This window comes from Chromatiales bacterium 21-64-14 (assembly GCA_002255365.1).
Taxonomy (GTDB): domain Bacteria; phylum Pseudomonadota; class Gammaproteobacteria; order 21-64-14; family 21-64-14; genus 21-64-14.
In genome coordinates this window covers 1-22,512 of sequence record NCBI01000049.1, presented here as the reverse complement: position 1 = coordinate 22,512, position 22,512 = coordinate 1, and the positions used below count along the sequence as shown (strand labels likewise).

Genomic DNA, 22,512 nt, shown 5'->3' with positions numbered 1-22,512 from the left:
CATGCCGGCGAACACCTTGCCGAACAACTCGAGGCGCTCGACTTAAGCGCGGCAGAGCTTGGCCGCAGGCTTAAAGTGCCTGCGAACCGCATCACGGGAATACTCAATGGCCAGCGTGCCATTAGCGGGGATACAGCACTACGACTCGGCCATTTCTTCCATACCAGTCCGGCGTTCTGGCTGAATTTGCAGGCTATCTATGAGCTACGCCTAGCAGAACAAAAATCCGGCAGGGCGATCAAGGAGCTACCGACCTTGAACCGCCACGGCAAGAAGACACGTATGGGAAGCCAACCACGATTGGCATAAGTTATCCGTGCTTCGCCAATGTCCGGAGTTGGGCGCCGCGAGAGACCGGTCATGGCCGGGAGCGGCGGTAGGGCGCAGTTCCGCAAACCGGACACTCATTCCAACCAAGAGCCTTCTAGGTACAATCGCGTTCGGTCTCCATATTCCAACCCAGGTCACGTATGCGGCACCAGTGCTTTTGACCTCAGAAGTCATCGGCTTTCAATCAGATTTTGCACATAGCCCTAATAAAGACCAGAGCGTTGGGGCACCCCCGGTACCCACGACAGGAAATTCAGCAGGCCGGCTCGCCGCCCCGGGGCGTGTCCGGGCCGCCACGCCGGCTACTGCGGCGGCGTTTCCAGCAGCGCCTGGGCGCGTTGCAGGTCGGCTTCGGTGTCAACGCCGGGCGGGCCTGGGGCCTCAGCGGCACACGCGACGTGGATACGCCCGCCGTGCCACAGCACCCGCAGTTGTTCGAGGGTCTCCAGGCGTTCCAGCGGGCTCGGGTCCTGGGCCGCGAACGCCTTCAACGCCGCAGCGCGGTAGGCATAGATGCCCAGGTGCCGGAAATACACCGGCTCCGGCGGGAGACCGGTGCCGCTGGCGGCAAACGCATCGCGCGCCCAGGGGATGGGCGCACGGCTGAAATACAGGGCGTAACCGACCTGGTCCAATACCACCTTCACGATGTTGGGATCGAACAGCACGGCGCGGTCGGTGATCGGGGTACACAGCGTGGCAACACGGGCGTCCGCTTGGTGATCGTGCAGGTCTTCCGCCACTTGGCGGATCAGCCCGGGGGGCATCAGCGGCTCATCCCCCTGCAGGTTTACGACGATCTCCTCATCGCCCCACCCGAGTTGGGTAACGGCCTCGGCCAAGCGGTCGGTACCCGAGAGGTGACGCACGCTGGTCATGCACACCGTGCCACCCGCGGCCACCACCACATCCCGGATGCGGACGTCCTCGGTGGCCACCACCACCGCTGCGGCGCCGCTCTCCCGCGCGCGCGCCAGAACGTGCAGGATCATGGCCTGCCCCGCCAACATCCGCAACGGTTTCCCGGGCAGGCGCGTGGCCCCGTAGCGGGCCGGGATCACGACCTTGAACGCGGTCGTGCGTGGCGCGCTCACACCGTCTCGTCCGCATCCAACTCGCGCGCTTCCGGTTCCAACATCACCGGGATATCGTCACGGATCGGATACGCCAAGCGATCGGCGCGGCAGACCAGCTCATTCTGTGCCTTCTGATACACCAGCGGCCCCTTGCAAACCGGGCACACCAGGATTTCCAGCAATTTCTTGTCGATCATCCGATCCTCCCGAGTCGTGCCCGCAGCCGTTCTCCAAAGCGCGGATCCGGAACCGCCTCCACGGGCACGTACCAATGATGGCCTTGGGCGTAGCGCCTGCATTTTACCGCATCCTTCTCTGTCATCAGCACCGGGTGTTGGTCGCCGAATTCCAGGTCCTGGGCCTGGAACGGGTGGTGGTCCGGAAATGGATGGCGTTCCAGCGTCAGGCCCTCACGCTCCAGATCCGCGAAAAACCGCTCCGGATCGCCGATACCTGCCACCCCGTGGACCGCCTCCTCGCCCCGGAAGGTCTCCAGGGGACGGGTGGTTTCGTCGACCAGGTTGCGCGCGACGGCGCCCACCAGTTTCATGCCCAGCTCCTGGCCGAGGGCAACGCCGCCGTTCACCACCACGAAGTCCGCGTGCCGCATTCGGCCCACCGGCTCGCGCAGGGGCCCCGCGGGCAGGCAGCGGCCGTTGCCAAAACGGCGCACCCCGTCCACCACCACGATCTCGATATCCCGTCCCAAACGATAGTGCTGCAGCCCGTCGTCCGCCAGCACCACGTCGCAATGGGTGGAGTCCAGCAACGCCCGGGCGGCGGCGACACGGTCCGGCGCCGCCACCACCGGGCAGCCGGTACGCTGGGCCAGCAGCACCGCCTCGTCCCCCACCGCGATGGGGTCGCTGTCCGCCCGTACCTGCTGGGGCCAATGCCGGGCGCAGCCGCCATAGCCTCGCAGCACGATCCCGGGTTGGAAGCCGGCACCGCGCAACGCGTCCGCGAGCCACACCACCAGGGGGGTCTTACCGGTGCCCCCCACGGTGAGATTGCCCACCACCACCACCGGGACCGACAGCCGGTGAACGCGCGCCAGACCGCTACGGTAACACCAGCGTCGCACCGTAGTGACGCAGCGGTACACGCCGCCCACGGGCGCCAGTACCCAGGACCAGGGGGAACCACCGTACCAGAGACGCATCAGCCGGCTCACCAGTCGAATACCCGTCCCAGTAGCTCCTGCAGCACCTGGTCCGCCCGGCGCCGCTCCTCCCAGAACCGCCGGCGCCCCGCGTCGGCCCGCGCCCGATCCACCGTCGGTTGGCGCGCCAACGTCTGCCAGTGGCCCAGCACTGCCTCCGGCCCCGTCCCGGCGGGCGGCGCGTCCGGATCCCCGCGCCACGGCAGCCGATCCCGCGGTTCCGATCCCAGTATCAAAGACGCGCCAGCGGCCAGGGCCTGCCAGAGCACCGGGCGCGCCGCCGTCTCCAGGTACGCCCCGGAGCAGGAGACCGCCACCGCCGGCAGCCAGCGCGCGTCATCCACCCACACCCGGCTGCCCGCGGCGAGCGCGCTGCGATCCCAACCGCGGATAGAACGCCACTGCGGCGTGGGCAGCGGCGCCGGGATCTCTCCCGCGTCGCTGGCAAACAGGACGCCGTCGCGCGCCAGCGGCGAACGCGACCATGCGCCCGCGAACGCCTCCGGATCTGCCGCCCCATGTACCCACCACAACCGCTGCTCGCCGCCGCCGCGCACCAGACTGCCGAGGGTCGGTTCCACCTGGGCCTCGGTGAACAGCGTGGCGGGATCCGCCGCCGGCGCGAGATAGCCGGCGCAACCCGCAGCCGCCCACTGCGCCGCCGCCTCCGCATCTTTGGGATAGGCCGCCTCTACCGGGGCATCCGTGGCCGCCGGCGTGTGGTAGGCCACGACGTGCACGCCGCGTTCCGCGGCCGCACGCATCAGGCGCGCCGCGGGCGCGCAATCGACCAGGATCAGGCCCAATGGATCCAGACGCGCCAGTGCGCGCCGCACCGCCCGGGGCGCATCGCAGGGGCCGTAACCGAATCCCATCCGCTCCACGCCGGGGAGATAGCGGCGCAGCAGCGCCGGATGCTCCTCTTCAAAGGTCAGGATCAGGCGCACGTCGTGGCGGCGGTCGCGGATCGCGCCCAGCAGCTCCGCCGCCAGGCGCACCGAGGATGCCGCCGCGCCGGCCCGCAACCACACCACCCGGCCGCGCCCCGTTGGGGGCCGCAGATGGCCCCAACGGGCGTTGGCGCGGGCGTGGCGTCCGTGGGCACGGTCGCGCAACCCCTGCCACCACAAGCGCCACCCGCGACTGCCGTAGCCGTCACTGGGTCGCGGGTTCATGGAACTGCATCCGGTACAGCACCGCGTAATGGCCGTCGCGTTCCAGCAGCTCGCGGTGGGTCCCGGTCTCCACGACCACGCCGCGGTGCAGCACCACCAGGCGGTCGGCGCGTTCCACGGTGGACAACCGGTGGGCAATGACCAGGGTGGTCCGGTTGCGCAGCAGTTCCTCGAGGCCGGCCTGGATCGCGCGTTCGGCATGCGAATCCAGGGACGCGGTGGCCTCATCCAGGATCAGGATCGGGGCGTTCTTCAGCAGCGCCCGGGCGATGGCGATGCGCTGGCGCTGGCCGCCGGACAACAGCACCCCATTCTCCCCCACCGGGGTATCCAGACCATCCGGCAGCCGTTGGATGAACTCCATGGCGTTGGCGGTCTCGGCGGCGGCCTGAATCTCCCGTGCCGCGACCGGTCCGCGCCGTCCGTAGGCGATGTTGTTGGCGATGGTGTCGTTGAACAAGGTGACCTGCTGGCCCACGAGCGCGATCTGCTCGCGCAGGTCCGCCAAGCGGTAGGACCGCAGGTCCACGCCGTCGAGCAGGATCTCGCCGGCGTCGGGATCGTAGAACCGCGGCAACAAATTGACCAGCGTGGTCTTGCCACTGCCGGAGCGCCCCACGATGGCGAGCATCTCCCCCGGTGCCACCTGCACGGAAACCCCGGAGAGCACCGCACCCTTTTGGGCAGCGTAGGTGAAGGTGACATCCCGGTACGCCAGCGCACCCCGGGCCCGCGCGATCGGCCGCGCGCCCGGATCCGCCTCCGGCGCGATGTCCAGCAGTTCAAACAGGCTGAGTCCCGCCGCGATGCCCCGCTGCAGGATCCCGTTGATGGAGGTGAGCCGCTTGAGGGGTGGGAGCAACAACATCATCGCAGTGATGAAAGAGACGAAGGTCCCCACCGTGATCCGCTCCAGCATGTGCGGCAGGGTCGCCAGATAGATGATCGCCGCGAGCGCCACCGCGGCCACCAACTGGCTGAGCGGGGTGGAGACGGCATTGGTGACCACGAGCTTCATATTCGCGCGCCGGTTCGCCTCGTTGACCCGGTCAAAGCGCCGTGCCTCGTATTCCTGCGCGCCGAAGATCTTCACCTCACGCTGGCCCTCGATGGCCTCCTCCGCCACGTGGCTCACATCCTCCATGGAGTCCTGGATGCGGGTGCTGACGCGCCGCAGACGCCGGGTCAACAGCCGCACCATCACCGCCACCACCGGCCCCACCAGCAGCATGATCAGGGATAGGTGGACATTGAGATAGAACATCCACCCCAGCAGCGCCAGGATCGTCAGGCTGTCGCGGATCAGAATCGTGACCACGGTGGTGGTGGTCTGTGCCACTTGTTCCACGTGGTAGGTGAACTTCGCGAGCAACGGCCCGGATGAAACCTGGTCGTAGAACCGCGCGGGCAGTTGCAGCAGGTGGTGAAAGAGATCGCCGCGCAGATCGGTGACCACGCGCCGTCCCACCCAGCTCATGCCGTAGGTGGACAAAAATCCCGCCACCATGCGCAGCGTGAACAGCCCGATCAGCAACGGCGGGATCATGCGGATCACCGCGGGATCGCGCCGCACGAAGCTGCCGTCCAGCATCGGCTTCATGATGGCGGCAAATCCGGCGTCGGTGGAACCGTACACTGCCATCCCGAACGCCGCGATCAGGAACAGCTTCCAGTGCGGTTTGGCGTAGCGCAGCAGCCGGCGGTATACCGCAGCGCCGGTCGGCGGTCCTGCGGAGACGGGGGTCGCGCTCAATCCTGGCCCGTGGGGCGCGTGGTGGCGATGGTCAGATTGCGGATGCCAAGCTGGGCGGCCGCGTCCATCGCGGTCACCACCGCCTGGTGCGGCGTGCGGCCGTCGGCGGCGATCACCAGCGGGACCTTGGTACGCCCGGCGATGGCCTGTTTCAGGGCCTGCTTGACGGTGTCCGGCCGGTCGTTCACCAACTCCTTGCGGTTGAGAAAGAAATGGCCCTTCGCGTCGATCACGATCTCCACCGAATCCGCCTGCTCCGGCACCGGCTTGGCGGAGGCAGTGGGCAATTCCACGCGCAGCGCACTGGTATGGATAAATGTGGTGGACATGATGAAGAACAACAGCAGCATCAGCAGCACGTCGATCATCGACGTGAGATTGATCTCCGGGTCCTCATGTCCGCGCCGCCGGCCCAGGTTCATCGCTCATCCCCCTCGGTTCCGTCCCGCTCCCGCATACCCTGCAAGACCTCCACCAGCTTGATCGCCTCCTGCTCCATCTCGATCACCAGCTCATCCACCCGGCCGCGGAGATAGCGGTAGAACATGAGGCTCGGGATCGCCACCGAGAGCCCCGCCACGGTAGTGATCAGGGCCTCGGCGATGCCCCCGGACAGGACGTTCGGATTCCCCACGCCGGTGACGCGGATGGTGTCAAATACCTTCATGATGCCCACCACCGTTCCGAGCAGGCCGAGCAGCGGCGAGATCACCGAGATGGTCCCCAGGGAATTGAGGTAGCGTTCCAGCTCATGGATCACATGGCGACCGGTGTCCTCGATGGTCTCCCGGATCACCTCGCGCGAGTGATGCCGATTGACGAGGCCCGCCGCGAGCACCCGCCCGAGCGGCGAGCTGGTGCGCAGCAAATTGATATGGGCGTTGTCCAACTGCTTGTTCTTGGACCAGTGCCAGACCTGCGCCACCAGGTGCCGGGGGACCACCTTGCTCTTGCGCAGCGTCCAGAGCCGTTCGCCGATGATCGCCAGGGCCACGACGGACGCGGCGATGAGGGGGACCATCAACCAGCCCCCGGACTTAACGAGTTCGAACAAGGTGCGGTTCCTTCGTCGGTGAGCGCGGTCCATGGGGATCCGGGAAGATCTGGGTCCGGTCCGGTCCGCGCCGCGCTCCGGGTCCGGACCGGTGGTGTACGCAGTTTACTGGTTCCGCAGTCGCTTCGGAACCCGCCCCGCCGCCGCGCCCGGCCCGGGCGGTAACGGGTCCGCCGGCCTCCAGTGCCAGTAGTGCTGTTCCTGGCGCCGGTAAGCGGCCCATCGGCTCCCCCGGTGCGCGTCCAGGTCCACGGTGATCGCGCCCTCTCGCACCGAATCCAGGAGCGCGATCCCCACGGCGCGGTAACGCGCCACCACCGCGCGGTTGGGCAGACGGAAGCGGTTGCGGTAGCCGACCGGGATCAGTGCGTGACCGGGCCGCACCGCTTTCAGAAACCGGCGCGTGGAAGAAGTGCGGCTCCCATGGTGCGGCACCGTCATCCATTCCGCGCGGAGCGCGCGCGCGGCTTCGTTCACCAGTGCGCGCTCCGCTGGCGCCTCGATATCCCCGGTGATCAGCAGCGCACCGGCGCCGTTGGACACCCGCAACACACACGAGGCGTTGTTGCCCCGAAACCGGTGCCCGGCGCCGGGATGCAGCACCTCGAACGCCACGCCGTCCCATTCCCAGTGCTGCCCGCGCCGACACCGGCCGGCCGCTGCCGGGATCCGTTCCGGCACGCTGCTCAGGATATCAGTCACCGGGATCTGTTCGAGCAGGGAGGCGACGCCGCCGATGTGGTCGTTGTCGCCGTGGCTCACCACCAGGCGGTCCACCCGACCCACCCCTTGGCTGCGCAAATACGGCACCACCACCGCGGCCCCGGTATCGAAGCCCGGGCCCAGGCGCGGTCCGGTGTCAAACACCAGGGCATGACGGTGGGTGCGCACCACGACCGCCAAGCCCTGCCCCACGTCCAGCAAGGTAAAGCGGACCGCCCCCGGCTCCGGTGCCGGCACGCCACCGCTCAATAGGGGCAGCAGATACACCGCACCGAGCCAGCGCCCAGGCCATCCCCGCGGGGCCAGCAACAGCGCCGTGCCGAGCACCGCCAACCCCCAGGTCCACGCCGGTGGGGATGCCAATATCCAGTGGCCCCCGGGGATCTGCGCCAACCAGGTCAGCACCGGCCACAACCCTTCGAGGGCCTGCTCCGCCCAGCGCAGCAGGGTAGTGCCGAGCGCCGGGCTCAGCCCGAGCAGCGCGCTGCCGGTGAGCGTCAGCGGCACCACCACGAAACCCACCCACGGCACCGCCACCAGATTGGCGAGCGGCGCGAGCAGTCCGACCGGAAACGCCCCGATCACCAGCAACGGGAGCAGGCCGACCCCGACGCGCAGCTGGAGCCCGGCCCAGGCGAGGCGCGAGCGTGTCCCGCGCAAGCGCCCGCTGGCACCGTACAGGATCACCGCCACCGCACCGAACGACAGCCAGAACCCCGCCGAACACACCGCGGTCGGCTCCGCCACCAGGACCACCAGCAAGGCCAGGCACAGCGAGCGCCCCGGGGCCAGGGTGCGGCTGCGCCACAGGCTGCCCATGGCCACCGCCACCATGATGAGCGCGCGGCGGGTGGGCAGCGAGAGCCCCGCCAACAGCGCATAGACCAACGCCGCGGCCAACGCCCCGAGGGCAGCCACGCGCGGCGCGGCACAGTAGCGCACCGTGCTGCCCGGCCACGCCCACAGCCGGCCCACCAAGAAGAACGCGAGGCCCGCCACCAGGCCGATGTGCAGACCGGAGATCGCCACCAGATGGCTGGTGCCGGTGGCGCTGAGGATCGACCACTGCTCCCGGCTAATCCCCTGCCGGTCACCTACCGCCAGCGCACGGATCACCCCGGCCAGCGGGCGCGCACCCAACGCGGCATCGATGCGGGCCGCCAGCGTCGCGCGCATCCGGTCGAGCGTCCAATGGCGCCCGCTGCGATGGTTACCGGGATCGGGGCGCACGTAACCGGTGGCGCGCACCCCGCGCCGGAACAACCAGCCCTCGTAGTCGAACCCCCCGGGATTGCGGTACCCGTGCGGGCGTTTGAGCCGCACGGTCAGTTGCCAGCAGTCCCCCGCGTGCACCGCTTGGCGCGTGTGATACCAGCTCAGCCGGATGCGCTTGGGCAGCGTGGTCGCCCCGGCCGCCCCGGCCCGGCGCAGGTCCCGGAGCACGAAGCGCACGCTGCGCTCGCGCCGCTCGGGGATTCCGGTTACGCAGCCAGTCAGCGCCAGATCACGCCCTTCCAGCGCCGGATCGAGACCCGGGTACAGCAGCCACGCGCCGTAGAGCGCCGCCCACAGGAAACCGGTCAGCGCAGTGGCGGGCAGCCGCCATCGGCCACGCCGCAACATCCACGGCAACAGGAACGGAATGAGCAGGGCCCAGGACGGGTGCGGCAGCGTGGCCCGCTGCTGCAAGGCCAGCACACCCAACAGGAAGGCAATGGTTCCCGCGTACACGTGCGCCACTCCCTGGCCCCGTGAAACCCGCTGACAAGCGGCGCCGTCCTGGCGCCGTCACTCCCGTACAACTTCTAGAATAAAGCTTATGTTAGCTATTCAGTCTATTGTTTTACCATTGTTTCTTCGAGTAACAACCCGTCTTCCAAACGATAGATCCGATCCATCCGCTCCGCCAGCCCGTGATCATGCGTCACCACCACCAGGCTGGTACCGAAACCCTCGTTCAGCTCCAACATCGTGTCGATCAGCCGTCCCGCGGTGCGCTGGTCCAGATTCCCGGTGGGCTCATCCGCCAACACGCAGCGCGGCTCGGTCACCAGGGCGCGCGCCACCGCGGCGCGCTGGCGCTCCCCGCCCGACAACTCCCCCGGCTTGTGCTCCAAGCGATCCGCCAGGCCCACCCGCTCCAGCACCGCTCGGGCACGACGCGCCGCCTCCGCGGGTGCGAGCCGGCGCAGCATCAGCGGCATGGCCACGTTCTCCAGCGCGGTGAACTCCGGCAGCAGATGGTGGAACTGATACACGAACCCCAGGGCCTGATTGCGCAACCGGCTGCGCGCCGCGTCCCGGAGCGCGTTCATGCGCTGACCGGTGACCCGCACCTCCCCGCGCGAGGGCCGCTCCAGCCCCCCGAGCAGATGCAGCAGCGTGCTCTTGCCGGCGCCCGAGGTCCCGACGATGGCGATGCGCTCACCGGCACCCACGGTCAGGTTGACCTCGCGCAGCACCTCCACGTTGAGCGCCCCTTCCTTGAAGGTCATGGCGAGGCCCTGGCATTCCACCACCGCCTCACTCATAGCGCAGCGCCTCCGCGGGCTGGGTGCGCGAGGCGCGCCAGGCCGGATACAACGTGGCGAGCACCGATAACCCAAAGGCCATGGTGCAGATGTGCAGCACGTCGTTCCAGTGCAGGTCCGACGGAAAACCGCTGATCAGATACACCTGCTCCGGGATGAACTGCACGTGGAACAGCCGCTCGATGAACGGCACCACGGTCCCCACATTGAGCGCCAGCGAGACGCCCCCGATCAGCCCCACCAGCGTGCCGATGGCGCCGATCACCGTGCCCTGAATGATGAAGATCGTCATGATCCCGCGCGGGGTCGCCCCCAACGTGCGCAGGATCGCGATATCCGCCTCCTTGTCGGTGACTACCATCACCAGGGTCGATACGATATTGAAGGCGGCCACCGCCACGATCAGCGCCAGGATCACGAACATGGCGGTCTTCTCGGTCTGCACCGCGCGGAAGTAATTCACATGCTGCTGGGTCCAGTTCTCCACCACATCGGTGATCGGCAGCTTGGCGGACAACTCGTGCGCCACCTGGGGCGCCAGCATCAGGTTATCGAGCTTCAGGCGCACGCCGGTCACCGTGCCCTGAGTGCCGAACAGCCGCTCCGCATCCTGGAGGTTGATCAGCGCCACCCCGCGGTCGTATTCATACATATCCAGATTGAAGATGCCCACCACCGTGAAGCGTTTCAGGCGCGGCAGGATCCCGGCCGGGGTCACGATCGCCTGCGGCGTCACCACCGTGACCTTATCCCCGGTGTCCACTCCCAGAGCCAGGGCCAGCTTGCTGCCGAGGATGATGCCGAAATCCCCGGGCTTCAGATCCGACAGGTGGCCGGACACCATCTTGCTGCCCACCGAATCCACCTGCGGCTCCAGGCTTGGCGCGACCCCGCGCACGAACGCCCCGCTCACCAGCGAGCCGTCGGCGAGCATCGCCTGCCCTTCCACATAGGGGGCGGCGCCGATCACATGGGGAAAGCCCTTGACCTCCTTCAAGACCGATTCCCAGTTCTCGAGCCGGCCGTAGGCGCTGGTGATGGTGACATGGGCCGCCATCGACAGAATGCGCTCGCGCACCTCCTTCTGGAAACCGTTCATCACCGAGAGCACGGTAATCAGCGCCGTGATCCCCAGCGCCATGCCGAGCATGGAGGTCATGGAGATAAACGAGATGAAATGATTGCGGCGCCGCGCGCGGGTATAGCGCAGGCCGATAAAGAGTTCCAGGGGTCTGAACATGGGGCGCCATTAGACCATAAAGCCGGGCCCGGTTCGACTGAACCCGGCGGCCGTGCGGGCGCCCTGCCCTGCCGCAGCCGCGGGCACCTCGATGCCCCCGCCAGGGCGTGCCAGCCCCACCCCGATCCGACCCGGCTACCGGGGGCCGCTACGCCCGCCCCGCCCGGTTCACCTGGATGACGCTTCCCGTGAAACAAGCTGAAATGCCAGGTTCATGGCAGGCACGCCTGTTCCGTGCGCTCCTGGTAGCGCCACCCCCTGCACATTTTGGAGGCAGCCCAGCGACCCATCCCGTCCCGCCGTCCCACCCGCTGACTCCGCCATGTGTAATCGTCCCTGACGCCAGGCCCCGCTCGCCTGCGGTACCCAACCTGCCCGTTACTGGTTTTGTCTCCAGCACCGCAAGGTTTGATAATATCGGGCTTCACGCGACGTCTTATTCTTTTGTTTTCCCGACCCTTTCTGATGCGCCCTGTCACCGATATCACGATACCGGTCAAACCACCGCCCAAAAGATTTACCCGGCACCATTGCCGCCTATCCGCGGGACATTCGCTTGCCGATCCGATATATTTCCATGAGAATTTAGTGGGTTGCTCCTGAGCCGGAACCCGGGGGGCGGAGTTATCTGGCAATTGGGTCGGTCATTAGTCGTTAGATGTCATTCAGGCACCTGTAATGGACGACACAACCAGCGAATCGTTTGAGAGACAGACTGCCGCTCTGTACCAGGCGGTTGGCCGCTTTGCAGTTGAGTTCGAGCACGTTTGTTTTGCTATGCGGCACATAGCGATGAATCTGCTCCATGCGCAAGGGCTGAAGAATTCGAAGGTATTAAACATCATCTTCGCCGAGCTCACAGCCGAGCCGCTTCGCAGCCTGACAGCCGCCCTCATCGCAGAAACATGCCAACTATCAAGTCAGGACGAGAAAATTGTGTCGAAGGTTTTGGCAGATGTTCAAACATTGACGCGAGATCGAAATGACGTGCTGCATAGTACATGGTTTATTGGGTGGTACGGCACAGAAACGGGGGACTTTGGACAGGCGCCCGGAATTAAGCCAAAGAGAAGTAAGAAGGGAGATGCGTCATTAGACCGGACGTGGCGGATCGACGAGTTCGATGTCCTGACAAAGAGAGCTACGTCATTGTCAGATCATTTGCGCAGAATTAACGCGTGCTTGGCCGGTGGTTTCAAACGGAATTTCCACTTCAATAGTGCAGGAGTCTTAATCGCAGAGGGCCAGCCGTACAAATGACATCTAACCACAGGTTCCATCCGACGACCTCGCCTTCGCTTCGCTCATACAAGGTCGCGGCTGAACCTGAACGTTAGCTTTCAGGGAGAATGGATCGTGGCAACGAAGAAGACGTCGAGCACTCGAAAAAGCAAGCCGGAGCCAGAAGCTACGGCGCCGCGGACTTACCTAAAGCAGTCCGACGTTCCAGCGGCTTCGCTGGACGAAGCATTGCGTGTACCAGCGGCAATTCTGGAGCACTATGCAGGAAAGCCAACATCTCCGCTTTATTTCGCGAAAGCTCTGAACGTTGATCCAAAGGGTTCGCAGCTGAAGGTTTTAACGGGCGCAGCCATAGCTTTTGGTCTCATTGAAGGTGGGGCGCAGGCTGCCAATATCACGATAACTGATCTTTCTAGAACAATCCTTCGACCAAAATCAGAAGACGCTGATATTTCTGGGAAGCGGGAGGCGATTTTGAAGCCGCGAGTTTTTGGAGAATTTCTCCGGAACTACGACGGCCACCCATTCCCACGCGAGGACATCGCGCTGAATGTTCTTGAGGACATGGGGGTTCCGCGTGGAAAGGCTACAGATGTTTTGCTTCGAATAGATGAAAGTGCTAGGTCGGTCGGCTACATTGAGGAAATAAGGAACAAGCCATATGTAAGCCTCCAAGGTGCAGGCAATTCGGTCGTCGCAACGCCTGCCGCCAAAGACGATGAAAGCGGCGCTGCAGAAGACCCTTCGACTTTGCCGGAACCTGCCAAGCCGCGACAGCCCCAGCCACCCGCTCCAAGCGGAGGAAGAAGCACTCTCGCCGCTGCAATCGTAGATGACCAAAGGCGAAAGCGCGTATTCATAACTCACGGAAAGAATCGCGAACTGGTAGATCCAGTAAAAAAACTACTTGAGTACGGTGAGCTGGAACCCGTTATATCGGTGGAGCGGCAATCAGTTTCAAAGCCAGTGCCTGAAAAGGTTATGGATGATATGAGAAGCTGCGGAGCAGCAATCATTCATGTTGATGCTGATCGCACTATAACTGACGGCGAATCAACTGAGCATGTTCTTCTCAACCCCAACGTGCTGATAGAAATCGGCGCAGCAATGGCGTTCTATGGGCGGCGTTTCATTCTCTTGGTTCGTGATGGCGTAAAGCTCCCATCAAATCTTCAAGGTCTCTACGAGGTTAGGTATAGCGGGGACATATTGGATGCGGGTGCAACAATAAAACTTCTCGAAGCAATCAAAGATATAAAAAACTACTCGCTTCCCAATCAACCGCAGGAAGATGAAAGCTAACCATCACTTCCAGCCGACGTATTTGCCGCCGCTTCGCGCCGTCAAATCCGCGGCTGAAGTGGAGCGTTGAGCCTGTAGGAAAACCGCATTTCGACCTATAATTACCGGAGTGGGCGGAATCCGATCGATGACGGGGGCCGGTTAGTGGTCAAAGGGGGCTAGGAGATGGCTCCGTTACAAGGATTACTGCTACGAGCAGACGAAGATGATTCCCATCGCCTTCAAGGACCAGATTCTCCCCGGCACCTTCGAATATACCCTCAGCCATCTGGTCGACCACGAACTGGACCTGTCGAACGATCCGGCGCTGCTGCTGAAGATTGTGGTGTACGCGTATTCCCGAGGGATCGTGTCCAGCCGTCATATTGAGCGTTCCTGCCGTGAGAATGTCATTTTCATGGCGCTATCGGCCGATACCCAGCCCCATTTCACCACGATTGCCGATTTCGTCAGCCGGATGGAGGTAGAGATCGTCGGTCTGTTTCGCAACGTGCTGCTGATCTGCGACGCGCAGGGACTGATCGGGCGCGAGATGTTCGCCATCGACGGCTGCAAGCTGCCGTCCAACGCGAGCAAGGAATGGAGCGGCACCAAGGCGGAGCTCGCGCAGAAGAAGGTCAAGCTGGAGCGGGCGATCCGGCGCATGCTCAAAGTCCACCGGGAACGCGACCAGCGCGAGGTCCACGCCGAGGTGGTAACGCAGGAGCAGCAGTACATCGACACCCTCAAGCGCCAGGTGAAGAAGCTCAAGGCTTGGCTCGATCAGCGCGACGACAAGCCCGGCAAGACGGGCAAGCCGCGCAAGAGCAACGTCACCGACAATGACAGTGCCAAGATGAAGACCAGCCACGGGGTGATCCAGGGCTATGACGGGGTGGCGGCGGTGGATGACAAGCACCAGGTCATTGTCCACGGCGAGGGCCAACGTGTACCGCCGGGCCAAGGTCACCGCCGACAGCGGCTTTCACACCGAGTGCAACGCGGAGTACCTCTACAGCCGCCATATCGATGGGTACTTGGCGGACAACCGTATGCGCCGACGCGATCCGCGTTTCCAGGATGTCGACAAATACAAGGCCCGCTATCGGGAAGAGAAGCGCCAGTGGGAGGGTCGCAGCGACCGGTTTACCAATAAAGACTTCCGTTACGATCCCGAGCGCCACACCTGCATTTGTCCGGCGGGGAAGTCACTCTACAGCAGTGGCTCCAACGTCGTGATCAACGGCTATGCGGCGGTTAAATTTAAGGGGCCCAAGTCCGCGTGCCGGCCCTGTCACCTGCGCAGCCGGTGCCTCAGACATCCCGAGCGCACCGAGGTGCGCCAAGTAGCCTTCTTCAGTGGCGAGACCCGCAAGCCCGAGACCTTCACCCAGGCGATGAAGCGCACGGACAAGCGACGGGGACAGATTTATTTGGCACCGCCAAAAAAATCTGTCCCCGTCGCTTTGTAGGCGGTCGCCAAAGAAATCGGCTCCCTTTGGCGTGATCTGAACCGGCCTCTACTCGACAGCGGTCCTTCCGATTCCGTATCTCACCGCGCGGGTGGGCAGGTACCAGAGGGCGCCATCCAGGATCATCAGGAAGCCGGCGCCTACGAGGACGTAGTCGAGGTAGCTGTAGGGGCCGGTGCCGAGGACCTGCTTCATGACGAAGCCGAGAGCCATGAAGGAAATGCCCGTGTGCAGGAAGGAAAGGCCGGTGCGCGCCCGCGCGTAGAGGGTACGGTGGCTGGCGGCGATGGTCCGCTGCGCGGCGAGCATGGTGCGCTCCCGCGCGAGGTAGGTGCGCTCCTTGCTGGCGGGCACCGGCGGGATGTAGGAGCAGTAGTCGGGGATGGACGCCGCCAGGCGCGCCAGCATGCTCTTGTCCTTTGGCTTGGCGAGCACGTCTTCGAGATGATAGCGGTCGGTGAAGCGGATGGCCTCGGCGGTGACGTTCACAATGGCATGGCGCCAGGGCGCTCTCATCCACCGGCGGCGTATCTTGAGATAGTCGTAGAGCCCCGCGGCGGCCAGGGCGATCCCCACGACGAGGATGGCGATGTGATGGGGCCTGAGGACGTTCTCGTGGTAGCGCGTGAGGGCGTTCGACAAGGCCACCATCGCCAGGCCCCAGCGCAACGCCTTCATGGACGTCCGCGCCCGGGCGTGCTCGGTGCGGTGGCAGGCGAGGCGCGTGCGCCATAGCGCCATGTTGTTGCGCCACTGGGCGAGCCCGGTGCGTTCGATGCCGATCAGCAGCTTCGCCTCGGCGTGCAGATAGTCCTGGATGTACCAGCGCAGGTCCTCGGCGAGGGCGACGCGGAACTCGTATTGGGCCGCCGGGACGCACCGCATCACCTCCGCCTTCATCGTCTCGCTGTGCGGGTCGGCGGCCGCGATGACCGAGGTATCGCCGAGCATCATGACCGGGAACCACTTGCCGGTCCGGAGCATGTCACGGTCGAGGCCGGCGAACAGGCGCGTGGAAACCGGTATGCGCTCGTCGTACTGCATGAAGCGACAGCCGAAATGCCGGGCGAGTGCCGTCAGGAGTGCGCAGCGCGGGACGCGGAGGTCCCTCAGCAGCACCCTTTCCAGCTCGACGCCGCGGGCGTCGGCGCTCGCGCGCGCGGCGGTAAGCTGCTGCATCGAGAGGACGCCGTCCTCCACGAGAGCAAGGTAGGGGGTCGATTCAGTTGTCATGGCGGAAGGAGAGCCGTTCCCAGGATGCGGTCGGCTCGCTGTAGTCGGGGTGGACGATCTCGAAGTCTCCCGCGCAGAAGGGCGAGCGCCGCTTGATCCGTTCCGCCGGCAGGGCCCAGCGCAGGCCGTCGCCGATCAGGTACAGGCCGACGACGACGAGCAGGACGTCGAACGCCGCCCAGAGCGCGTTCCCGGCGCCGAAATAGACGAACAGGCCGGCGCCCACGGCCATGATGCTGAAGCCGGTCCGGATGAAGGCGCTTCCGGTGCGCGAGCGCGCCAGCAGGGTCCGCAACATCGACATCGCGTTGCGCTGGTCGGCGAGCACGGTACGCTCCAGCGCAAGGCCCGTGGTGGCCCACACTCCGGGTTGCGCCTGCGGGGACGCGGCCTCGGCCGACTGGCCCCGGTTCAGCGTCGTGTAGAGGCACAAGGAAGGGAAGATGAGATCCCAGGGACCCTTCTTCCCGCTCGCCTTGGCGATGGTTTCGCGGCCGATTTCGGCCGCCTTTCTGCCCGGCAGGTACCAATAGAATCCTTCCGCCAGCATGATCGTGCCCGCGGCGATCAGCGCCCAGTCGAACACCGACCACAGGCCCGGATCGAACTGGCGCAGGAAGCCGATACCGATGCCGACGAAGCTGACGCCGGTACGGCCGAAGGCGAGGCCGGTCCGCGCCTTGGCCATCATCGTCCGCAGGTAGGCCTGCACCGTTCGCTCTTCGGCGATATTGAGGCGGTCGTTGGCCAGGAAGCGCCGTCGTTCGACCGGCGAAAGCGAGTCCCAGTCCTGCCGCAACGCCGCTGCGCCCTCCACCACCGCGCTGCGCCCGAAGTTCATCTCCCCGCCGGGATCGGAGACCTCCAGCGAGGAAAACCCCTCTGGCACCTCGTAGAGCGGGTAGGGCTTGATCTCCCGCGTTTCGCCCCGCGCCGGCAGGTACCAGAACAGGCCGTCGGCGATGGCGGCGACTCCCAGGATCAACAGCGGAATCTCCACCGCCAGCAGACCCCCGGCACCGAACAGCCGCAGAAACACCACGGCGATACTCACGCAGGCGAGTCCGGTACGAGTGAGCGCGAGTCCGGTGCGGCTCCTCGCCAACTGCGTCCTCTGGACGCTGTAGCGGGTCCGGACGATGGCGAGATAGGCCCGCGCCTTGGCCAGCGGCGTCCTCCCCGCCGAGGCGGGACAACCCGCATTCACGTCCCAACTGTTCTCGATGAGCCGCACGAGGTCGGGGCGCGTGGCGACGCGGAAACCGATCTCGTCGACGCCGAGGGTCTCGCGGATGCACCGGTTCAACTCGGGGTCGTCGGGATCGCAGGCGATGACCTCCGCGCGGTCGCCGCGGACCGACAGCGGCATCCACAGTTCGGACCTCAGCGTGTCCAGGTCCAGGCGTCGCAGGAGGTCCCGTGGTACCGTCAGATCCTCGTCGTATTCGACCGCCGGACAGCGGTACCGCCCGGAGAGGCGGGCGAGGATTTCATGTTTGGGAGAGTCCGGATCGCGGGTCGGCGCTTCCGGGCGAGGGCCCCCGGGGGCGGCGGCCGGCCCAATGTGATGTTCGCGCTCGCGGGTCATGAAAACCAGGAATCAAGTGAACGAAAGAGGGTCAGTTTCTGTCCTTTCCACTCGCCTCCCGGCGAACGATCCGACCGATGCGCTGAGCCCGGTATTCCGAAGTGCCGTCGATCCCCTAGCGGACCACCGGCCCCGGGGCCAGCCGCCCCGTCTCCCCTTATGGCGCTCGGGTGGCCGACGGTGGATGTTATCAGCTCACGGGGGCACTGGCGAGTTTCGGGTCGGCGCCGGGACGGATTTTGCGCGCCGGTCGGGCGCGCGCAGAGCGGTGACGGCCGGCTTGGGCAGAAAGAGGGGCGGGTTGGCCAGGGCGCCGTCGAGGCTGACGCCCCAGTGGAGGTTGGGGCCGGTGACGCGGCCAGTACGCCCGACCCGCCCGATGATCTGCCCATCCTTGACGCGCTGATCCCGATGGACGTCGACGCGGCTGAGGTGGCAGTACATGGTGACCAGTCGCGGCCGTGATCAATGAACACGGTCTTGCCGTTGAAGTAGTAGTCGCCGGTATCGAGTACGGTCCCTCCGACGGGGGCGCGGATGGGGGTGCCTGCGGGGGCGGCGATGTCGATGCCGCTGTGGGGCTTGCGCGGCTTGCCGTTGAGGATGCGGCGCGCGCCGAAGGGGCTGTGAGCACGCCCTTGAGCGGCGTGCTAAACGCCACGTCGACGTGCAGCGCCGGGCTCCAGTGGCGCAGGTCGGTGTGGATGCGGGTCAGTTCGCGGTCGATGCGCTGGAGTTGCTTCGGAGTGGGCGTCACCACCTGCCGGTTCTTTAGGGTGATGCGCTGGGTCGGGTAGTGGTGCGGGCGGATGCGAATTAAAGGGGTCGGTGACAAATGGCGCTTACTTAAGCTTAACCGACGGATATGCATAAACAAAACGACCGTCCTGGCGAGTAGGATGGTAATCGCTAAACCACCACCCATCATCCGAAAGGACGGCCGTTATGAATCGTACTCACCCTGGCGGCCAAGCTGCAACATAAGCGTTTGCATCAGCACGTCCGCAACAGTGATGCATTCACCTTTTTTAATCTGCTCACCGGCCCCGAGTTGTTCGAGACCGTGGAGTCCGTGTTGCCGGCTCATCGCAAACGGGTGTTCCCGCCGACGGTTTCTCCAACAAACCCATCTCCCTTTGACTGCACCCCCGCAGACAGACGGAAGGGCGGCCGGCCGCATAACGCGCCCGGCCGCCCGTTCCCTTACCTTATTACGATGACGATCCGTCGCCGTGGCCGTGGCCAGCCTCCGGAACGCCGAGGGAGTCGAGTGGGAACGCCATCACCCAACCCCACGAATTGCCTACGTACAACGTATTACCCACCACTGACGGTCCGTTGCTCTTGAAATTCCCGCCCACCGGGAGCGTGTTGAGAATACTCCCAGTCTGCTCATCGAGGGTGAACAAGTCCGGCCCTGCCGGCTGAACCACCACACCTCGGACGATGACCCCAGGCGCCTTGGACTGCTCGCCGAGCGGCGTGGACCACAGTTGCTGGCCGGTGGCCGGATTCAGAGCGACTTCGCTCTTCGAGACCGGGTCGGCGAAGACCACATGCCCACTGTCCATGAAGGGCGTCGCTGCGGTGTAGCCGTAGGGAATCGGCCCCGTGCCGAGCGGCGCTGTCCACACCACGCTACCGTCGCTGGCATTAATCGCTATGGCCTCATCCGTGACGGTCTTGGTGGTGGTATCCGCGTTGACCAACAACGAAGTGATAATCAATCCGTCGCGCTGGTCGACGGCCGACGAGGAGGCCGCAAAGCCCGTAGCGTACGACGTCAGGTTTGGCGGAAGCGAACTGAGCTTCCAGTAGACGGTGTCGTCGTCGAGATTGATGGCATAAAACGCCGTCGGGTTTGCGGTTCCGACCACCATCAGCGGCGGGCCGGATCTTCCTTGGACGATATTGGCGGAGTCGATCGCATTCAGTCCGCCAATGCTCAGGGTCGAATTTCCATTTGTATCCTCGAACGGAGCGACGTCCTGACCGGTATCGGCATTGATACCCCATACGTCTCCGCCGCCGTCTGCCCAGTAGAGATTTCCCTGGTAGTACAGCGGTGTCATCATGTCCGTCGCTTTTGTGTAAAATGTCCACTTCTCCTTCCCGGTCATCGGATCCAGCCCGTGGAGGTTTTGGAAGCTTGCACCGACGTGCGTGAGTTGGCCTTTGCTGAATGCCACGGTACCGGAGAAGTTGAACCACGGATCCCCGCTCGAGACGATTACCGTGTTAGGCGTTACCAGGGGCTGCCCGTAGTCCGCGTTGATCGTACAGAAACTCCACGCGAGCTTGCCCGTGGCGGCGTTGAGCGCGTTGACCGTGTAGCGATCGCTCCCTGCATAGATCAGTCCATTTGCTGGGCTGACCCCGGTTCCTGCGCCGAACGCCAAGCTCGTCATCTCCGTTGCCTGCTCGGCGCCGAAGATGTCTGCATCTCTCGGCGATGCGGCGAGGCCGAGCGCCTCGTTCAGCGGAGTCTGCCAAGAATAACTTACGGCCTGCCCCCGCTGGACCACGGCGTTGTGCTGCTGCCCGCCCGCGTAGGCCAGCCATGTGCGCGGAAAGCCCGCGGCCTGGCTCCCTGTCGGCAACGCGGTGGGGTCCGAGTAGCACGGCGGGTTGGCAGGCACCATCGCGCTGGCCGCCACGCCGAAATTGCCGGTGCCGCTGAGCGCGGCCGTCGGTCCAACGCCGGGACCGGGCCCCGGGTGAGTGGTGACGTAACTGGCCGGCACCGCGAACGCCCACCCCGAGATCGCGCCGAGGTACATCTCGTCGCCTACGATGACGGGTGAGGTGATGCCCCAAACGCCGAAGTAGCCGGGATCGATAAAGTCATTCAGGACCGCCCCGGTGTTGGGGTCGAATGTCCAGATGTGCAGTCCCTCGGCCTCGATGATCTTGCCGTTCCAATACGCGGCGCCTCCACGCGGCTGATGGACGGTCCCCGGCAAGTCCCTCGAACTCTGGAGCTTGGTGACCCACCGCAGCGCGCCCGTCTCTTCGTCGTAGGATTGGTAGGTCTGGGTGAGCAGATCACCTACGTACAGGTTGCCTCCGTGCACCATGGGCACGCTGCCCTTGAACGCGACCGGAACGAAGCCGCTGGGGCCGCTACCGGCGAGCGCCTTCCAGACCAGCGCACCGGTATTCGCGTTCACTGCGAGGACAGCAATGTTGAGCTGCTGATTGGTCGACGTTCCCGTATTGACGAGGGCGTCGGTCAGCACAAGGCCGCGTTCCTGGTCAACGACTACGGGCACATCCCCCAACCCGGTATTGATGCCCTTGGCCACGTTGTACGTCCAAGCGAGCGAAGGGTTCTGTGGATCGGTCTCGTTGACCGCAACCATGTTATCGCCGGCTGAAGAGCCGATGTTCGCATCCTGCGTACCGTAGACCACGAAGAGCTGCCCGCCGGGCGTCACGTAGTAGTTGGTGGATGACATGCTCGAGAAACCGAACAACGGATTGCTGAATGCCGACTCCAGAGTTCCGGTGGCGGCGTTCAGCGCGTACAGGTGCCCGTCACCCGTGTTGAAGAACAGCGATCCGTTATAGTAGACGGGGGTGGGCATGGCCTCGCCCTTGGTGTCAAAACGCCAGAGCCGCTTTCCGGTAATCCCGTCGATTGCGTATACGGCCGAAAAATTGGCGCCACGCGTGGTCGGCGTCGGGGGGCTGACCTTGTTTCCGTAGTCGAGCGCCGTCTGGATCGTGAAGCCGACATCCCCGGCCGCCACGAACACGATTGGATGGCCGTTGATCGATTCGACCAGCGAGTCGCCCATATCCGCGTTGACGGTCGTGGCTTTCCAGATCGGGATTCCCGTGGCCGCATCCACGGCGAATAGCTCGTTGGCGCTTTCCTGGACGTAGACGATTCCGTCGACCACGGAAACGCCCGTCACGTTGCCGAGCCACTGCGCCACCTCGGCGCCCCAGCCCTCACCGCCGTTGGTGCCGTATCGTTTTACCCCCCGCGCCAGGCGTAGGAACTCATCGCCAGTCAGCGGGGACGCCCAGGCCGCACCCGGTGAAAGGAAAGGGGGGGCGCCGGAGCCAACGCTGAACACGGCGTTATGCGATTGGTCGTATTTCAATTGCGACCAGTGATCGGGGAAGAAACTCGCGTAGGCCTGGTCTGTCGGCGGGGCAAAAAACAAACTCGGTAGCATTGCTCCCGTCTGGGCCTGTTGCGTCCCGCAGGCCAGGACATCGCCCCCGCAACTGGCCTGGAATTGATTCCAACTCACGGTCGGGGAGGTCCCGGGGGGTGCCATCCCTCCACCTGCTTTGGGAAGTTCGAGTTCCGAGTGAGCCTGTGCGAGGGCCGGAGCGACTCCGACCAAGGCCGCCAGAAGGAACATGGCCACCATGAACGGTGCGCTTGAAACCAACCTTGCCCGGACCCACAGCCGCGCCCAGACGTTCTGCCGGGCCCTTGATTGCGCACCCCATCGATCTGGGGGTGCCGTCCGCTGCGCTTGGGCGTTGCGCCAATGCGCGAATTGATGAGAATGCAGCGACGGCGGTGTTGCGTGCGGCGCGCGTCAAGATAGTTGTCGCCTGAATCATGCAACGTTTTTCCCTTTTCTCCCGGTACGGAGGTCTGCACGAACGACGGCCTCACGCTCCGGATT

The 22,512-nt window shown here is 64.9% G+C and carries 18 protein-coding genes; 4 read left to right on the top strand and 14 right to left on the bottom strand.

Annotation, left to right across the window (positions count from 1 at the left end):
• Positions 1-309 (top strand): addiction module antidote protein, HigA family (locus tag B7Z66_14290; protein ID OYV75081.1); only part of this gene is annotated, 309 nt, incomplete at its 5' end.
• A 323-nt stretch (positions 310-632) separates the two neighbouring features.
• On the opposite strand, the gene B7Z66_14285 is transcribed toward B7Z66_14290, so the two are convergent.
• The 10 genes from B7Z66_14285 to B7Z66_14240 all read right to left on the bottom strand — a co-directional run bounded on the left by B7Z66_14285 (position 633) and on the right by B7Z66_14240 (position 11,044).
• The gene (locus tag B7Z66_14285) at positions 633-1,424 is read right to left on the bottom strand and encodes a 3-deoxy-manno-octulosonate cytidylyltransferase (protein ID OYV75080.1); all 792 of its coding nucleotides are present in this window, start codon (positions 1,422-1,424) and stop codon (positions 633-635) included.
• Positions 1,421-1,600, bottom strand: coding sequence for a tetraacyldisaccharide 4'-kinase (locus B7Z66_14280; protein ID OYV75083.1), 180 nt, complete (start codon positions 1,598-1,600; stop codon positions 1,421-1,423). Before B7Z66_14280 ends, B7Z66_14285 begins: the two co-directional genes overlap by 4 nt.
• Complete coding sequence (locus B7Z66_14275; protein ID OYV75082.1) at positions 1,600-2,568, bottom strand: tetraacyldisaccharide 4'-kinase; 969 nt, start codon at positions 2,566-2,568, stop codon at positions 1,600-1,602. Before B7Z66_14275 ends, B7Z66_14280 begins: the two co-directional genes overlap by 1 nt.
• An 8-nt stretch (positions 2,569-2,576) precedes the next feature.
• Entirely contained in the window at positions 2,577-3,743 is a 1,167-nt protein-coding gene (locus B7Z66_14270) for a hypothetical protein (GenBank protein OYV75079.1), read from the bottom strand.
• Positions 3,724-5,496, bottom strand: a complete 1,773-nt coding sequence (locus B7Z66_14265; protein OYV75078.1) for a lipid A export permease/ATP-binding protein MsbA — start codon at positions 5,494-5,496, stop codon at positions 3,724-3,726. Before B7Z66_14265 ends, B7Z66_14270 begins: the two co-directional genes overlap by 20 nt.
• Positions 5,493-5,918 carry a hypothetical protein gene (locus tag B7Z66_14260; protein ID OYV75077.1) on the bottom strand — a complete coding sequence of 142 codons (426 nt, stop codon included), beginning with the start codon at positions 5,916-5,918 and terminating at the stop codon, positions 5,493-5,495. The genes B7Z66_14265 and B7Z66_14260 overlap by 4 nt, the downstream gene beginning before the upstream one ends.
• On the bottom strand, positions 5,915-6,583 hold the full coding sequence (locus B7Z66_14255; protein OYV75076.1) for a biopolymer transporter ExbB: 669 nt from the start codon (positions 6,581-6,583) through the stop codon (positions 5,915-5,917). The genes B7Z66_14260 and B7Z66_14255 overlap by 4 nt, the downstream gene beginning before the upstream one ends.
• A gap of 72 nt (positions 6,584-6,655) precedes the next feature.
• Entirely contained in the window at positions 6,656-9,013 is a 2,358-nt protein-coding gene (locus B7Z66_14250) for a DNA internalization-related competence protein ComEC/Rec2 (GenBank protein ID OYV75075.1), read from the bottom strand.
• A 95-nt stretch (positions 9,014-9,108) separates the two neighbouring features.
• Entirely contained in the window at positions 9,109-9,804 is a 696-nt protein-coding gene (locus B7Z66_14245; GenBank protein ID OYV75074.1) for a lipoprotein releasing system, ATP-binding protein, read from the bottom strand.
• A complete protein-coding gene (locus B7Z66_14240; GenBank protein ID OYV75073.1) occupies positions 9,797-11,044 on the bottom strand; it encodes an ABC transporter permease in 1,248 nt (415 codons plus the stop codon). Before B7Z66_14240 ends, B7Z66_14245 begins: the two co-directional genes overlap by 8 nt.
• Before the next feature lie 678 nt (positions 11,045-11,722).
• Here B7Z66_14240 and B7Z66_14235 point away from each other — a divergent pair.
• From B7Z66_14235 to B7Z66_14225, 3 genes are all read left to right on the top strand, one after another.
• Positions 11,723-12,304, top strand: a complete 582-nt coding sequence (locus B7Z66_14235; GenBank protein ID OYV75072.1) for a hypothetical protein — start codon at positions 11,723-11,725, stop codon at positions 12,302-12,304.
• A gap of 456 nt (positions 12,305-12,760) precedes the next feature.
• Complete coding sequence (locus B7Z66_14230; GenBank protein OYV75071.1) at positions 12,761-13,588, top strand: hypothetical protein; 828 nt, start codon at positions 12,761-12,763, stop codon at positions 13,586-13,588.
• 205 nt (positions 13,589-13,793) lie between these two features.
• On the top strand, positions 13,794-14,723 hold the full coding sequence (locus B7Z66_14225) for a transposase (GenBank protein ID OYV75070.1): 930 nt from the start codon (positions 13,794-13,796) through the stop codon (positions 14,721-14,723).
• A gap of 364 nt (positions 14,724-15,087) precedes the next feature.
• Here the strand turns inward: B7Z66_14225 and B7Z66_14220 are convergent, their stop codons facing one another.
• From B7Z66_14220 to B7Z66_14205, 4 genes are all read right to left on the bottom strand, one after another.
• Positions 15,088-16,272, bottom strand: coding sequence for a type II secretion protein (locus B7Z66_14220; protein OYV75069.1), 1,185 nt, complete (start codon positions 16,270-16,272; stop codon positions 15,088-15,090).
• The gene (locus B7Z66_14215) at positions 16,262-17,860 is read right to left on the bottom strand and encodes a hypothetical protein (protein OYV75068.1); all 1,599 of its coding nucleotides are present in this window, start codon (positions 17,858-17,860) and stop codon (positions 16,262-16,264) included. The genes B7Z66_14220 and B7Z66_14215 overlap by 11 nt, the downstream gene beginning before the upstream one ends.
• Complete coding sequence (locus tag B7Z66_14210) at positions 17,857-18,465, bottom strand: hypothetical protein (GenBank protein OYV75067.1); 609 nt, start codon at positions 18,463-18,465, stop codon at positions 17,857-17,859. Before B7Z66_14210 ends, B7Z66_14215 begins: the two co-directional genes overlap by 4 nt.
• Before the next feature lie 606 nt (positions 18,466-19,071).
• Entirely contained in the window at positions 19,072-22,248 is a 3,177-nt protein-coding gene (locus B7Z66_14205; protein OYV75066.1) for a hypothetical protein, read from the bottom strand.
• Positions 22,249-22,512 lie beyond the last annotated feature (264 nt).

Excerpts from the sequence above, each read along its gene's own strand:
- B7Z66_14275 (OYV75082.1), bottom strand. The coding sequence starts at position 2,568 with ATGCGTCTCTGGTACGGTGGTTCCCCCTGGTCCTGGGTACTGGCGCCC.
- B7Z66_14270 (OYV75079.1), bottom strand. The coding sequence starts at position 3,743 with ATGAACCCGCGACCCAGTGACGGCTACGGCAGTCGCGGGTGGCGCTTG.
- B7Z66_14260 (OYV75077.1), bottom strand. The coding sequence starts at position 5,918 with ATGAACCTGGGCCGGCGGCGCGGACATGAGGACCCGGAGATCAATCTC.
- B7Z66_14255 (OYV75076.1), bottom strand. The coding sequence starts at position 6,583 with ATGGACCGCGCTCACCGACGAAGGAACCGCACCTTGTTCGAACTCGTT.
- B7Z66_14245 (OYV75074.1), bottom strand. The coding sequence starts at position 9,804 with ATGAGTGAGGCGGTGGTGGAATGCCAGGGCCTCGCCATGACCTTCAAG.
- B7Z66_14240 (OYV75073.1), bottom strand. The coding sequence starts at position 11,044 with ATGTTCAGACCCCTGGAACTCTTTATCGGCCTGCGCTATACCCGCGCG.
- B7Z66_14235 (OYV75072.1), top strand. The coding sequence starts at position 11,723 with ATGGACGACACAACCAGCGAATCGTTTGAGAGACAGACTGCCGCTCTG.
- B7Z66_14225 (OYV75070.1), top strand. The coding sequence starts at position 13,794 with ATGATTCCCATCGCCTTCAAGGACCAGATTCTCCCCGGCACCTTCGAA.
- B7Z66_14220 (OYV75069.1), bottom strand. The coding sequence starts at position 16,272 with ATGACAACTGAATCGACCCCCTACCTTGCTCTCGTGGAGGACGGCGTC.
- B7Z66_14215 (OYV75068.1), bottom strand. The coding sequence starts at position 17,860 with ATGACCCGCGAGCGCGAACATCACATTGGGCCGGCCGCCGCCCCCGGG.
- B7Z66_14205 (OYV75066.1), bottom strand. The coding sequence starts at position 22,248 with ATGGTGGCCATGTTCCTTCTGGCGGCCTTGGTCGGAGTCGCTCCGGCC.